Genomic DNA, 12,740 nt, shown 5'->3' with positions numbered 1-12,740 from the left:
TCCGGGCCAAGGGCCCAGGGGCCCACGGATACCGCAGGCCCCCCGGCCCGAGTCGGCTCGTCCGGCCGATCGCGATCAGGACCGTCCGAGCCGGTCAGGTGGCCTACGCCGTGCGCGCCCGCTGGGCCGGTTCCACCGCGGCGCGAACGAATTTCGCCACGCGCGCCAGTGCCGATCGGCTTTCCGGCATGCTCGGCAGGATGCTCATGAACGCGTGCACCTGTCCACGCCACAGCTCGAGGGTGTTGGGCACGCCCGCGGCGGTGAGGCGGTGGGCCATCAATTCGCAGTCGTAGCGCAGCAGTTCGTCCTCGGCGGCGATCAGCAGCACCGGGGGCATCCCGGCGAGGTCGGCGTTGACCGGCGACAGCGCCGGATCCAGCGGGCCGGCGTGTTCGGCGCCGAGCCGCACCACCGCCTCCACGCCGCGCAGCGGGATGTAGGCGTCCCGGTTGACGTTGACGTAGCCCTCCTTGGCCCGGTAGTCCAGGTCGAGCAGCGGGCTCAGCCCCACCAGCGCGGCGGGCAGCGGCAGGCCGATCTCGCGGGCCCGGATCGCGGCCGCGAAGGCGAGGAATCCACCGGCGGAGTCACCGGCGAACACGATGCGGCCCGGGTCGGCGCCGTGGCGCAGCAGCCAGCGGTAGGCCAGCACGCAGTCGTCGATCGAGGCGTCGATGGAGCCGGGCAGCTGGCGGTACTCGACATTGAGCACGGCCAGTCCGGTGCGCCGGGCGAGTCCGGCCGCGATCCCCCGGTGGGTCTGCAACCCGCAGACCGCGAACGCGCCGCCGTGCATGTACAGCACCACCCCGTGGCGCATGGCGCGCGAACCGCCCGCGGGCCGCACCATCTCCATCTTGAAGCCGTCGAGCTGGATCTGCTCGCGCTCGATGCCGTGCGGTTCGGGGCGCAGCCGCGAGAGCAGGTCGACCGCGATGGCGCCGACCGGGATGGTGGCGCGGTTGATCGGCACGGTGCGCAGCAGCGGCCCGATCAGCCCGACGCAGGCGCCCATCAGCACGCGCGAGGCGGTGCTGTTGGGGCCGGAATTGACGATGATGCCCGGTTCCGGCGAGGTCGCGGTGCCGATCGCGGCCACGGGCGCGAGCCCGCCCATCACGCTGGTGATCTTCGTGGCTTCCATCGCACACCTACCTTTACCGCTGGCGCGTCGACCGGCTGACCAGGTGTCCCCAGAAGCGAATGTCGGCGCTGACATCTAACACAGTGATGTTTCACACATCGGCGCCCACCTAATCAGATGAACGCCGTGTCTGTATCAGTTATCGCCCGACACCCCGGCGGCGAAACCTCCGTGACCAATTCGTCTACGTGTCGGAACCTCCTCGTCTCCGAGGCGGACGGAACTGGCAGACTTGCCACCTATGCGCGGAATCATCTTGGCCGGTGGCACCGGTTCACGGTTGCACCCGATCACGCGCGGGGTGAGCAAGCAGCTCGTTCCGGTCTACGACAAACCCATGGTGTACTACCCGCTGTCCACCCTCATGCTGGCAGGGATCGACGACATCCTGGTGATCACCACGCCGGAGGATGCCGACGCGTTCACCCGCCTGCTCGGCGACGGCAGCCAGTTCGGCGTGGCCATCAGCTACGTGGTGCAGCCCGAACCCGACGGCCTGGCCCGCGCCTTCGTGCTCGGCGCCGACCACATCGGCAACGAGGCGGCCGCCCTGGTGCTCGGCGACAACATCTTCCACGGGCCGGGCCTTGGCACCAGCCTCGAGCGGTTCCACGCCATCGACGGCGGCGCGGTGTTCGCCTACTGGGTCAAGGACCCGACCGCCTACGGCGTGGTGGAGTTCGACCGGGGCCGCGCGGTCTCCATCGAGGAGAAGCCGAAGGTCCCGCGCTCGAACTACGCCATCCCGGGCCTGTACTTCTACGACAACGACGTGGTCGCGATCGCCCGCGAACTGCACCCCTCGGCGCGCGGGGAGTACGAGATCACCGACATCAACCGCGCCTACCTCGAACAGGACCGGCTCAGCGTGGACGTGCTCGCCCGCGGCACCGCCTGGCTCGACACCGGCACCTTCGACTCGCTGCTCGACGCGGCCAACTACGTGCGCACCATCGAGGAACGTCAGGGCCTCAAGATCGGCGTGCCGGAGGAGGTGGCCTGGCGGCGCGGCCTGATCTCCGACGAGCAGCTGTGCGAGCTCGCCGAGCCCATGGTGCGTTCGGGCTACGGCCGCTACCTGCTCGACCTGATCGACCGCGGAAAAGACTGGTAGACATGGATTTTCGGGAACTGAACATCCCCGGCGCCTGGGTGATGAGCCCGCGCCTGCTCGGCGACGATCGCGGCATGTTCTGCGAGTCGTTCAAGGCCTCGGAGTTCGAGAAGGCCACCGGGCGCCCCTTCGAACTGCACCAGGTGAACACCTCGGTCTCGGCGGCCGGCGTGCTGCGCGGGATCCACTACACCGACGATCCGCCCGGTCAGGCCAAGTACGTGACCTGCGTGCGCGGCGCGTTCCTCGACGTGGTGGTCGACCTGCGACCCGCCTCGCCGACCTACGGCCGCTGGGACAGTGTGCTGCTCGACGATGTGTCGCGCCGCTCGGTGTTCCTGTCCGAGGGCCTCGGCCACGCGATCCTGTCGCTCGAGAACAGCTCCACGGTCACCTATCTCTGTTCGCTCGAGTACTCCCCCGAATTCGACCGGGACATGGACGCTTTCGATCCGCGCCTGGCCATCGACTGGCCCACCGAGGGCCGCGACGGGCGCCCCCTGACCTACGTCCGCTCGGCGAAAGACGAAGTGGCTCCCCCGTTTTCCGCCTGATTCACGTGAAACGACACCACCTCGCCACAGGTGGTGTCGCCGCACGTGATTCGATCAGGCGACCGGCTCGAGCACCTTCTCCTCGGTGAGAGTCTGATCGACGGGCTTGCGGAACCGGGGCAGGAAGACCGTGAGCGCCACGAGCGCGCCGACGATGGTGACGCCCGCCGCGAACTGCAGACCCGGCCGGTAGGTATCGAGCATCTCCTGCGGGGTGGCGCGGGTGCCGTGCCCGCCGGAGGTGACGATGGCCGTGGTCACCGCGAGCACGATCGCCGCGCCGACCTGCATGGACGTTTGCAGCACGCCCGCCGCCAGACCCTGTTCCTCGTCATCGATGCCGCTGGTGGCCTGCACGTTGATGGCCGGGAACCCGACCCAGCCGATGCCGATCAGCAAGATGGCGGGCAGCAGCACGGTGAAGTAGCCGGGGGCGGTGTCGATGCGCAGGAACAGCAGGTAGCCGATGGCCATCACGCTCATGGTGACCGCGATGACCGGTCCGGTGCCGAAGCGGTTGATCAGCTTCTCGGAGAAGAACGCCGACCCCACGACCAGGATGCCGACCGGCAGCAGGGCCATCGCCAGCTTCAGCGCCGACCATTCCAGCGTGTCCTGCATGTACAGGGTCACGATGAACTGCCAGGAGAAGTAGGAACCGGCGACCGCGATGATGGCCAGGCTGGCCCGCACCAGCGAGGCCTTGCGCAGGATGCCGAGGCGGACCAGCGGGTGCGCGACGCGCTGTTCGGTGATGACGAACGCGGCGAACAGGGCGATCACGGCGAGGAACGAGCCGATGGTGCGCGCCGAGGCCCAGCCCACTTCCGGCGCGGTGACCACGGTGTAGACCAGCAGCAACATGCCCGCGGTGGACAGCAGCGCACCGAGTAGGTCGTGTCCGCCCTCTTCGGCCTTGCCGTCCTTGGGCACCAGCGCGAACGCGGCGATCAGGGCGGCGACGGCGATCGGGACGGGCAACAGGAAGGTCCAGCGCCAGCCGACGCCGGTCATCAGGCCGCCGAAGAGCAGGCCCATGGAGTAGCCGCCCGCGCCGAACACGGTGTAGATGGACAGCGCCTTGTTGCGCGCTTTTCCTTCGGCGAAGGTGGTGGTGATGATCGACAGCCCGGTCGGCGCGGTGAACGCGGCGGCCAGGCCCTTGATGAATCGGGTGGCGATCAGCAGCGCCGGGTCGCTCACCAGGCCGCCGACCAGCGAGGCGACGGCGAACACCGCCAGCGCGATGAGGAAGACCTTGCGGCGACCGAGCAGATCGGCGGTGCGACCGCCCAGCAGCAGCAGGCCGCCGTAGCCGAGGATGTAGCCGCTGACCAGCCATTGCAGGGTGGAGGTGGACAGATCGAGTTCGGCGCCGATGGACGGCAGCGCGACACCGATCATCGAAACGTCGAGGCCGTCGAGGAACAGGACGATGCAGAGGGTGATCAACATGCCCCAGAGCCGCAGTGGCCATCTGGTGGGATCGGACGCCTGATCGGCGGCCGAGAGCGAAGCTGTCGAAGTCATGCCGGGGACATTACATGCGCACGCATTAAATGCCAACACATAAATTGCGGTTGCATGCGCATGTCCGAATCACTAAGATGAACCCATGTCGAACCCGTCTCTCACACCGACTTGGGGCCCCGATGCGCCCTCCAAGCTGGTCGACGAGTGGCGTGAACTCCTCAGCAGGCATGCCGCCGTGAGTTGCGCGCTGGAGAAGGCGCTCCAAAAAGACCACGAGATCGGTCTGAGCGAATTCGAAACCCTCGACAGACTGGTCGACGCGGACTGTCAGAAGTACCGCATGACGGAACTGGCCCAGGACATGCACCTGAGCCAGAGCGCGTTGTCGCGCGCCGTGGCCCGGCTCGAACGCGACGGCCTGGTCGAGCGCAGCATGTGCGATCTCGACCGGCGCGCCATCTTCGTCCGGCTCACCGAGAAGGGCAGGGCGGTCTACGACCGTGCCCTGCCCACTCATCGCTCGGTGCTCACCGAGGCATGGGACAGCCCTACGGCGTGCCCGTAGCCGCCACGGCGATATCGGTGAACGCGCCGCGGTAGCGGTCGAACTCCGCGGGTTTGTCCAGGTAGCTGCTGCCGGCGAAGGTCTCGACGTAGACCACCGGCGGCTCGGGCCGATCCACCGAATCGTCGACCCCGAACTCCAGGATCACGAACCGGCCGGACTCGAGCCCGGCGTGATAGCCCGAATCGGCCGGAACCACCCGGATCCGCACCGACTCCCGTTCGGCCAGCTCGCGCAGTCGCGTGAGCTGACCGGCGCGGACCCGGTCGTCGCCGATGCGGTGGGTGAGCACCGATTCGGCGAGCACCACGTCTAATCGCACCGGTGAATCGTCCCTGGTGACCAGCGCCTGCCGGGCCGCCAGCACCGCGAGCCTGCGCTCGAGGTCGGTCTCGGTGAGCTCGGGAACGGTCTGCTCGAGCAGCGCTTTCGCGTAGTCCGGCGTCTGCAGCAACGCCGGGACCAGGCCGTCCTCATACAGTGACAGGCCCGTGGCGGCTTCCTCGAGGCCGATGTAAACCTCGAATCCCTCCGCGATCACGTCGCCGTAGCTCGTCCACCAACCCCGTGCCTTGGTTTCGCGAGCCAAGGCGGCCAGCGGTTCGACCAGATCGGTCGGCGCGCCGTACACCTTGCACATGGCCTCGACGTCGAGGCTGCGCAGCGACGTCTGCCCCGTTTCGATCCGCCAGATCTTCGCTTCCGACCACTCCAGTTGCGCCGCAGCGGTTCTCGTTGTCATCCGCGCGCGATTGCGCAGGTCACGAAGGTGCCTGCCCAACTGCCGCCGTGGCATCGTCGAACCCGTCACGCCCTGTGGTGAAGCCATACTTCCCCCCTGTATCCGAAATCCGGTCTCCCTGGATAACTTTCGGAGACCGCCCTACGCAGCCGACATATCGTCGGATCCGCGTACGGATTGTTTCACAATGAATCGGACATCGCGCTAGTCCTACTTCTTCTTCCTGAATCGCCAGAACTGGACCGCGCGAACGTCTTCGGAGAGTTGGTTCACCGGCTCGGCGACGTCGGACAGCGCCTGGAACAGGCCGTCGGCCAGGTCGCCGATGTGCTCTACCCGGCCCGCCAGTCGCGCGGTGTTGTCGGCGAATTCGAGCATCAGGCGCACCGCGGCCACCACCGTGAGCCCCAGCGGCGCGGCGACCAGCACGGCGAGCACCCCGAGCACCGCCGAGACCTTCCACATCAGCACGACGAAGGCGATGGGCAGGCCGATGCCGAAGGTGACCGCGCCGAGAACGTAGGCCAGCGGCAACAAAGTCCTGGTCGCGGGCCTGCGGAACTGGATATCGAGCAGTGACCGACCCGCTTCGGCGGCCCACTGCTTGGCCGACCCCGCACTGCGGAAGGGCTCGTCGAATCCGGCATCGCGCGCCAGATCAGCCTCTGCCGACGCCTCGGCGGCCCGCTCGCCGCCTGCCTCTTTCCAAGAGAGCCAACGCGATTCGGCTTCGAACTCCTCGGCCTCGGATTCCGTGGAATCAGCGGTGCCCGGTTCATCGGTCATAGCCCGAATCCTGCCCGCTTTCGACCCCTACGCCAACCGGGGCGAGCAGGTACCTGCGATAGCGAAGGTTACCGAAATGAGACGAACCAGACACTCTCGAACTTTTTTCGGTAACGGCGTAACAAGTTGACCACCCGGGGCCGATACGCCCATGAACGCAGGAACGACAGCTCTTCGGGGAATGGAGAACACAGTGCGCACGACGTTTCCGACCACCACTACGGCCGCCGACAAAGGTGCCGCCGCGCAGGAGTACACCGCGCGTGGATGGACGGTTGTCGAAACCACCAACGGCCTGTGCTTGATCACCGATGACGAGGTCTCGGCCATCGAGATCACCGGCGAGGTGGCGGGCGAGGTGCGTCGCTTCCTGCGCGCCAACAACCTCTCCGGTCCGGTGATCGAGATCCCGGGCCAGGAGCGTCGCGAGATTCACCTGGTCACCGGCATTCGCAAGGCCGCCATGGCGGTCGAGGCGATGCGCGAGGCCGGCGTCATCGTGCACAGCGACGGTGCCAGCATCCCGCTGCCGCCCACCCAGCTGGCCGCCGGTTCGGCCTCCTGGGGCGTGGCTCCCACCGAGGCCCGCTGGATCCCGCCGGTCGTCGCGCTCGGCGCGGCTGTCCGTTCGGCCCTGTCCCGCAAGCAGACCGGCAAGCGCAAGCTGACCGTCGCCTGCTGAAGGCACCCCAACTCCTGACCCGCGACGCCTCCCCGACGTCGCGGGTTTTCGGCGTTCACCCCCGCTTCGTCCCCGGAAGCGTTGGGCAAACCCCTCTTTCATCCGGTGCGAGTCCCCTAGACTGACTGAGATCGCGGTCACAGGAAGAGGGGGCGCCATGCCCGAGAAACTCGTCGGCAGCGACGGAGAGCACGCGCTACAGGACTCGTTGGGCACCTCGGATCGGGCCGAGCGCTTCTACGACGACCAGGTGATCGACCATCTGAACCCCACCATGGTCGATTTCGTCGCCCGCATGGACATGGCCTTCATCGCCACCGCCGACGCCAACGGCGAATGTGACTCCAGCTTCCGCGCGGGCACCCCCGGTTTCCTGCACGTGATCGACGACCACACCATCGCCTACCCCGAGTACCGGGGCAACGGCGTGATGGCGAGTCTGGGCAATATCAGCGAGAACCCGCACGTGGGGATCCTGATGATCGACTTCGTCCGCGACCTGATCGGCCTGCACGTCAACGGCACCGCGCGCGTGGTCGCCGATCTCGACCTGCGCGAGTCCACCCCCGATCTCCCACCGGCCGAACGCGGTAAGGCCGCGCAGGTGTGGGTGGTCGTCGAGGTGGAGGAGGCTTATATCCACTGCCGCAAGCACATTCCGCAGATGGTGCCGGTGGCGCGGGACCAGCGCGAATGGGGCACCGACAATGTGCGGGCCAAAGGCGGCGACTACTTCGGCGTCAAGGCGGGCAAACGCGCCCCGGCCATCGCCGAGGCGGGCTGACTACTTGATCTTGAAGATCACCACGCGCTGCACGATGAAGTTGATGACGGTGGCGGTGCCCTGGGCCACGACGAACGCCAACGGCTGGCGCCACCACTGCTCGGGCAGCGCGAAGAACAGCAGCGCGTATATCCCCACCTGCACGGCGAAGGTCACCGCGTACAGCGCGACCACCGCGATGAAGCGCGAGCGGCTCGGCTCGGCCTTGAACGTCCACCGCCGGTTGATCAGGTACGCGGTGGTCGTGCCCGCGATGAAGCTGATCACCTTGGCCAGGATCTCCGGCAGCCCGAGCACGTTCGAGAGCAGCGTGAGCAGACCGAAGTCGACCACGGCCGAGAACCCACCGGTCAGGGTGAACCGCACGACCTGCGTCTTGAGGTCGACATCGGTCCCGCCGGGCTCGTCGACCAGCGGAATCTCGGCGGGCAGCGGCAGGTGGGGTTGGGCTTGCACGTGAGGAAGACTACGAGACCGGCACTGTGTCGCGCCATGCATGTAGCCTCTTAGCCGATGTCCGAGAACATTTCGACCGCCAACGATGGGCCGTTTGCGTTACCCACACGCACGCGCAAGCTCACCGGTTGGGGTCGCACCGCACCCACCTCCGCCGAAGTGCTGTCGACCAGCGATCCCGAGTTGATCGTGAAGGCCGTCCGCATGGTCGCGCAGGACAATGACTCCAAGCCGGCGCACCTGCGACGCGGCGTGATCGCGCGTGGCCTCGGCCGTTCGTACGGCGACAACTCGCAGAACGCGGGCGGCCTCGTCATCGACATGCCGAAGCTGAACAAGATCCACAGCATCGACGCGGCCACCCGCCTCGTCGACGTGGACGGCGGCGTCGACCTCGACCAGCTGATGAAGGCCGCGCTGCCCTTCGGCCTGTGGGTTCCGGTGCTACCCGGCACCCGCCAGGTCACCATCGGCGGCGCGATCGGCTCCGATATCCACGGCAAGAACCATCACAGCGCGGGCAGCTTCGGCAACCACGTGCGCTCGATGGACCTGCTGACCGCCGACGGCGTGGTGCACACCATCACCGCCGAGTCCGATCCCGAGCTGTTCTGGGCGACCATCGGCGGCTGCGGCCTGACCGGTGTGATCCTGCGGGCCACCATCGAGATGACGCCCACCGAGACGGCGTACTTCATCGCCGACGGCGACGTCACCGCCACCCTCGACGAGACCATCGCCTTCCACAGCGACGGTTCCGAGGACAAGTACGAGTACAGCTCGGCCTGGTTCGACGCCATCAGCCCGCTGCCCAACCTGGGGCGCGCGGCGATCTCGCGCGGCAACCTGGCCAAGCTCGACGAGCTGCCCGCCAAGCTGCAGAAAGACCCGCTGCGGTTCAACGGCAAGACCTTCTTCACCCTGCCCGACGTGTTCCCCAACGGGCTGGCCAACAAGTACACCTTCGGTCCGATCGGCGAGATCTGGTACCGCAAGTCGGGCACCTACCGGGGCAAGCCGCAGAGCCTGACCGCCTTCTACCACCCGCTCGACATGATGGGCGAGTGGAACCGCGGCTACGGCTCCAACGGTTTCCTGCAGTACCAGTTCGTGGTGCCGCCGGAGTCGGTCGAGGAGTTCAAGCGGATCATCGTCGACATCCAGGGTTCGGGTTTCTACTCGTTCCTCAACGTGTTCAAGCTGTTCGGCGAGGGCAACCAGGCCCCGCTGAGCTTCCCGATGGCGGGCTGGAACATCTGCGTCGACTTCCCGATCTCGCGCGGGCTCAACGAGTTCGTCACCGATCTCGACAAGCGCGTGCTCGAGTTCGGCGGTCGGCTCTACACCGCGAAGGACTCGCGCACCTCGGCCGAGACCTTCCACAAGATGTACCCGCGGATCGACGAGTGGATCAAGGTCCGCCGCAGCGTCGACCCGAACGGCGTGTTCATGTCCGATATGGCCAGGAGGCTGGAGCTCCAGTGATCAACGCAGTTGGCAACCCGCAGACCATCCTGCTGTTCGGTGGCACCTCCGAGATCGGTCTCGCGATCGTGGCCGAGTACCTGGCCAAGGGTCCGGCCCGGGTGATCCTGGCGAACCTGCCCGGCGATCCGCTGCTCGACGGCGCCGTCGCCCAGGTGAAGGCCGCGGGCGCGAGCGAGGTCGACGTGATCGACTTCGACGCGCTCGATACCGAGTCGCACCCCAAGGTCGTCGAGGCCGCGTTCGCCGCCGGTGATGTCGATGTCGCGATCGTGGCGTTCGGCGTGCTCGGCGACGCCGAGGAGCTGTGGCAGGACCAGCGCAAGGCCGTGATGACGGTCGGCATCAACTACACCGCCGGTGTGTCGGTGGGCGTGCTGGTGGGCGACAAGTTCAAGGCGCAGGGTCACGGACGCATCATCGTGATGTCCTCGGTGGCCGGTGAGCGGGTGCGCCGCTCCAACTTCGTCTACGGCTCCACCAAGGCCGGACTCGACGGTTTCTACCTGGGTCTCGGCGAGGCGCTGCGCCCGTTCGGCCCGCGCGTCACCGTCATCCGTCCGATGCAGGTGCGCACCTCGGCGACCAAGGCCCACTGGGAGGCCACCGGTTCCAAGGAAGCCCCGCTGACCGTCGATCCTGAGGATGTGGCCCGGTTGGCCGTGGCCGCCTCGGAGAAGGGCACCGAGATCGTGTGGGCGCCCGGCGAGGCCCGCCTGCTGATGTCGGCGCTGCGGCACGTGCCGCGCCCGATCTTCCGCAAGCTGCCGATCTAGGCACGTCACCGCTGTGAACAACTGCCATCCCGTCGCTGACGGGGTGGCAGTTTTGTTGACCGGAAGAACTCGACGGCCGCTGGAACCGGGCGGGTGAGCGGGCTCCACTAGGCTGACGGCCGACCGTGGACGACCGTGGAGCCGGAGGATTGCGCGCCGATGACGACCAATGACGAGGTGCGTGCGGGGCGCAGGGTTGCGGTGGGGGTCGGGGAAGGACTCGCGGCGGCGCTCGTCGCGCTGGCTGTCGCCGCCATCGGCCTGTTCGCGTTCTCGGCGGTGCAGTGGCCCGCGTTCAACTCCTCCAATGTGACTCGCGCGCTGACCACGGTGGGGCAGGTCGTTTCGGTCGCGCTGCTGGTGGTCTCGGTGCTGTTGATCCGGCTGCGCAAGTGGCCGGTGGTGGCGAAACTGGCGTCCTGGGTGGGCATTTCGAGCTTCGTGACCGTCACGCTCGGGATGCCGTTGGCGGCGACGAAGCTGTACCTGTTCGGCATCTCGGTGGATCAGGAATTCCGCACCGAGTACCTGACCAGGCTCACCGACAGTGCCGCGCTGCGCGATATGACCTATGTGGATCTGCCGCCGTTCTACCCGGCCGGGTGGTTCTGGATCGGTGGGCGCGTGGGCAATGTGCTCGGCATGGACGGCTGGGAGGTGTTCAAGCCGTATTCGATCGGGCTGCTCGCCATCGCGGCCACGGTGGCGCTGGTGCTGTGGGCGCAGTTGGTGCGCGCCGATCTGGCGGTGGGGGCGGCGGCCGCGGTGACGGCGATGACCTTGGCGTACGCGTCGCCGGAGGCGTACGGCGCGGTGCTGGTGGTGTTCATTCCGCCGGTGCTGGTGTTGGCGTGGGGTGCGTTGCATCGGCGATCCGGCGGGTGGGGCGCGGTGCTGGGGACCGGGGTGTTCCTCGGGGTGGCGGCGTGTTTCTACACGCTGTACCTGGCGATCGCGGCGTTCACGGTGGTGTTGATGGCGGTTGTCGCGGCGGCGTCGGCCGTCTACGCGCAGCGATCCGCACGACGTCGAATCGGCGGCCGGTCCACTGCGAACCTATCGGCGACGCCCGAATCCTCGGCAACGGTCGGCGAGTCCGCGTCCGCGCCGTGGCGGGCGGTGATCGCGCCGTTCACGAAGTTGGTGGCGATCGGCGGCATCGCGATAGTCCTCGCGCTGGTGGTGTGGACGCCGTATCTGCTGAAGATGGCCGGTGGCGCGAAGATGCCCTCCGGCAATGCCTTTCACTATCTCCCCGCGTCCGGGGCGCAGCTGGCGTTCCCGATGTTGGAGTTCTCGCTGCGTGGCGCGCTGTGCATGATCGGCGTGCTGTGGCTGGTGGTGCGGGCCGGATCCTCGCGTCGCGCACAGGCATTGGGCATCGGCGTCGTGGCCATCTACCTGTGGACCCTGCTGTCGATGGTGGCCACCGCGGCCGGCACCACCCTGCTGTCCTTCCGGCTCGAACCGGTGCTGCTGGCCCTGCTCGCCGCCGCGGGCGTCTTCGGTTTCATCGAAGGCACCCGCGCCGTCTACCAGGCCCTCAACGAGCCCGCGCCGTTGCGGACCGCGTGCGCCGTGATCGCCGCCCTCGGCGCGATGGCCTTCGCCCAGACCATCCCCACCGTGCTCACCCACGAGATCGACACCGCCTACACCGACACCGACGGCAACGGCGAGCGCGCCGACCGTCGCCCTCCGTCGGCGGTCTCGTACTACCGCGACATCGACGCGGCCTTGCGGGCCCAAACCGGCCGCGCCCGAGACGAATCCGTAGTCCTCACCGCCGACACCAGCTTCCTCGCCTACTACCCCTACTGGGGTTTCCAGGCCCTGACCTCCCACTACGCGAACCCGCTGTCGGACTTCAAAGCCCGCGCGGCCACCATCGCCGACTGGAGCGAACTCCCCGACTCCCCCGCCCTGCTGGCGGCCCTCACCGAATCCCCTTGGCGCGCACCCGATGCCTTCCTCTTCCGCAACGACGGCGACACCTACACCCTGCGCCTGGCCGAGGACGTGTACCCGAACGACCCGAACGTGAAGCGCTACACCGTCGCCTTCCCCAAAACCCTGTTCACCGACCCGGCCTTCACCGCCACCGAATTCGGCCCCTTCACCCTGATCACCGTGCGCCGCTGAACAATTCCGGCAGCGCCCGCCCCTGTCCCTGGCG

General features: G+C 67.6%; 13 protein-coding genes. 8 read left to right on the top strand and 5 right to left on the bottom strand.

Translation table 11 applies throughout. The annotated features are described in order from the left end of the window. Positions 1-103: 103 nt before the first annotated feature. Positions 104-1,147: an alpha/beta hydrolase gene (locus tag ACFP3H_RS12245; protein WP_378604215.1), complete on the bottom strand. Its 1,044-nt coding sequence runs from the start codon at positions 1,145-1,147 to the stop codon at positions 104-106. A gap of 241 nt (positions 1,148-1,388) precedes the next feature. On the opposite strand from ACFP3H_RS12245, the gene rfbA reads away from it, so the two are divergent. Both rfbA and ACFP3H_RS12235 read left to right on the top strand, forming a co-directional pair. Then, entirely contained in the window at positions 1,389-2,261 is an 873-nt protein-coding gene (rfbA, locus tag ACFP3H_RS12240) for a glucose-1-phosphate thymidylyltransferase RfbA (protein WP_378604212.1), read from the top strand. Between the two features lie 2 nt (positions 2,262-2,263). Further along, positions 2,264-2,815 carry a dTDP-4-dehydrorhamnose 3,5-epimerase family protein gene (locus tag ACFP3H_RS12235; protein ID WP_378604209.1) on the top strand — a complete coding sequence of 184 codons (552 nt, stop codon included), beginning with the start codon at positions 2,264-2,266 and terminating at the stop codon, positions 2,813-2,815. Between the two features lie 54 nt (positions 2,816-2,869). On the opposite strand, the gene ACFP3H_RS12230 is transcribed toward ACFP3H_RS12235, so the two are convergent. Continuing rightward, the gene (locus tag ACFP3H_RS12230) at positions 2,870-4,345 is read right to left on the bottom strand and encodes an MFS transporter (RefSeq protein WP_378604206.1); all 1,476 of its coding nucleotides are present in this window, start codon (positions 4,343-4,345) and stop codon (positions 2,870-2,872) included. A gap of 85 nt (positions 4,346-4,430) precedes the next feature. On the opposite strand from ACFP3H_RS12230, the gene ACFP3H_RS12225 reads away from it, so the two are divergent. Further along, positions 4,431-4,853: a MarR family winged helix-turn-helix transcriptional regulator gene (locus tag ACFP3H_RS12225; protein WP_378604204.1), complete on the top strand. Its 423-nt coding sequence runs from the start codon at positions 4,431-4,433 to the stop codon at positions 4,851-4,853. Here the strand turns inward: ACFP3H_RS12225 and ACFP3H_RS12220 are convergent. Next, positions 4,837-5,649: a helix-turn-helix domain-containing protein gene (locus ACFP3H_RS12220; RefSeq protein ID WP_378604437.1), complete on the bottom strand. Its 813-nt coding sequence runs from the start codon at positions 5,647-5,649 to the stop codon at positions 4,837-4,839. The two genes, ACFP3H_RS12225 and ACFP3H_RS12220, sit on opposite strands and share 17 nt — an antisense overlap. 156 nt (positions 5,650-5,805) lie before the next feature. Further along, positions 5,806-6,381, bottom strand: a complete 576-nt coding sequence (locus ACFP3H_RS12215; RefSeq protein ID WP_378604202.1) for a DUF4282 domain-containing protein — start codon at positions 6,379-6,381, stop codon at positions 5,806-5,808. Between the two features lie 193 nt (positions 6,382-6,574). On the opposite strand from ACFP3H_RS12215, the gene ACFP3H_RS12210 reads away from it, so the two are divergent. Together ACFP3H_RS12210 and ACFP3H_RS12205 are read left to right on the top strand one after the other, a co-directional pair. After that, positions 6,575-7,063, top strand: a complete 489-nt coding sequence (locus ACFP3H_RS12210) for a hypothetical protein (protein ID WP_378604200.1) — start codon at positions 6,575-6,577, stop codon at positions 7,061-7,063. A gap of 157 nt (positions 7,064-7,220) precedes the next feature. Continuing rightward, positions 7,221-7,847, top strand: a complete 627-nt coding sequence (locus ACFP3H_RS12205) for a pyridoxamine 5'-phosphate oxidase family protein (protein ID WP_378604197.1) — start codon at positions 7,221-7,223, stop codon at positions 7,845-7,847. On the opposite strand, the gene ACFP3H_RS12200 is transcribed toward ACFP3H_RS12205, so the two are convergent. Beyond that, positions 7,848-8,345 carry a GtrA family protein gene (locus tag ACFP3H_RS12200; RefSeq protein ID WP_378604194.1) on the bottom strand — a complete coding sequence of 166 codons (498 nt, stop codon included), beginning with the start codon at positions 8,343-8,345 and terminating at the stop codon, positions 7,848-7,850. 15 nt (positions 8,346-8,360) lie between these two features. Here ACFP3H_RS12200 and ACFP3H_RS12195 point away from each other — a divergent pair, with 15 nt between their 5' ends. The 3 genes from ACFP3H_RS12195 (at position 8,361) to ACFP3H_RS12185 (ending at position 12,706) form a co-directional block, all read left to right on the top strand. After that, positions 8,361-9,788 (top strand): FAD-binding oxidoreductase, encoded by a 1,428-nt coding sequence (locus ACFP3H_RS12195; protein ID WP_378604191.1) that lies wholly within the window; start codon positions 8,361-8,363, stop codon positions 9,786-9,788. Beyond that, positions 9,785-10,564, top strand: a complete 780-nt coding sequence (locus tag ACFP3H_RS12190) for a decaprenylphospho-beta-D-erythro-pentofuranosid-2-ulose 2-reductase (protein WP_378604189.1) — start codon at positions 9,785-9,787, stop codon at positions 10,562-10,564. Before ACFP3H_RS12195 ends, ACFP3H_RS12190 begins: the two co-directional genes overlap by 4 nt. Before the next feature lie 159 nt (positions 10,565-10,723). After that, entirely contained in the window at positions 10,724-12,706 is a 1,983-nt protein-coding gene (locus tag ACFP3H_RS12185; RefSeq protein ID WP_378604186.1) for a galactan 5-O-arabinofuranosyltransferase, read from the top strand. Positions 12,707-12,740 lie beyond the last annotated feature (34 nt).

Source organism: Nocardia lasii (assembly GCF_042658545.1).
In the GTDB taxonomy this organism is placed as follows: Bacteria; Actinomycetota; Actinomycetes; order Mycobacteriales; family Mycobacteriaceae; genus Nocardia; species Nocardia lasii.
The sequence above is the reverse complement of the archived record's forward strand: the minus strand, read 5'-3'. Positions and strand labels throughout refer to the sequence as shown.

What these genes read in the sequence shown, in the direction of transcription:
- ACFP3H_RS12245 (WP_378604215.1), bottom strand. Translation starts at nt 1,147, where the DNA reads ATGGAAGCCACGAAGATCACCAGCGTGATGGGCGGGCTCGCGCCCGTG.
- rfbA (WP_378604212.1), top strand. Translation starts at nt 1,389, where the DNA reads ATGCGCGGAATCATCTTGGCCGGTGGCACCGGTTCACGGTTGCACCCG.
- ACFP3H_RS12235 (WP_378604209.1), top strand. Translation starts at nt 2,264, where the DNA reads ATGGATTTTCGGGAACTGAACATCCCCGGCGCCTGGGTGATGAGCCCG.
- ACFP3H_RS12230 (WP_378604206.1), bottom strand. Translation starts at nt 4,345, where the DNA reads ATGACTTCGACAGCTTCGCTCTCGGCCGCCGATCAGGCGTCCGATCCC.
- ACFP3H_RS12225 (WP_378604204.1), top strand. Translation starts at nt 4,431, where the DNA reads ATGTCGAACCCGTCTCTCACACCGACTTGGGGCCCCGATGCGCCCTCC.
- ACFP3H_RS12220 (WP_378604437.1), bottom strand. Translation starts at nt 5,649, where the DNA reads ATGCCACGGCGGCAGTTGGGCAGGCACCTTCGTGACCTGCGCAATCGC.
- ACFP3H_RS12215 (WP_378604202.1), bottom strand. Translation starts at nt 6,381, where the DNA reads ATGACCGATGAACCGGGCACCGCTGATTCCACGGAATCCGAGGCCGAG.
- ACFP3H_RS12205 (WP_378604197.1), top strand. Translation starts at nt 7,221, where the DNA reads ATGCCCGAGAAACTCGTCGGCAGCGACGGAGAGCACGCGCTACAGGAC.
- ACFP3H_RS12200 (WP_378604194.1), bottom strand. Translation starts at nt 8,345, where the DNA reads ATGCATGGCGCGACACAGTGCCGGTCTCGTAGTCTTCCTCACGTGCAA.
- ACFP3H_RS12195 (WP_378604191.1), top strand. Translation starts at nt 8,361, where the DNA reads ATGTCCGAGAACATTTCGACCGCCAACGATGGGCCGTTTGCGTTACCC.
- ACFP3H_RS12185 (WP_378604186.1), top strand. Translation starts at nt 10,724, where the DNA reads ATGACGACCAATGACGAGGTGCGTGCGGGGCGCAGGGTTGCGGTGGGG.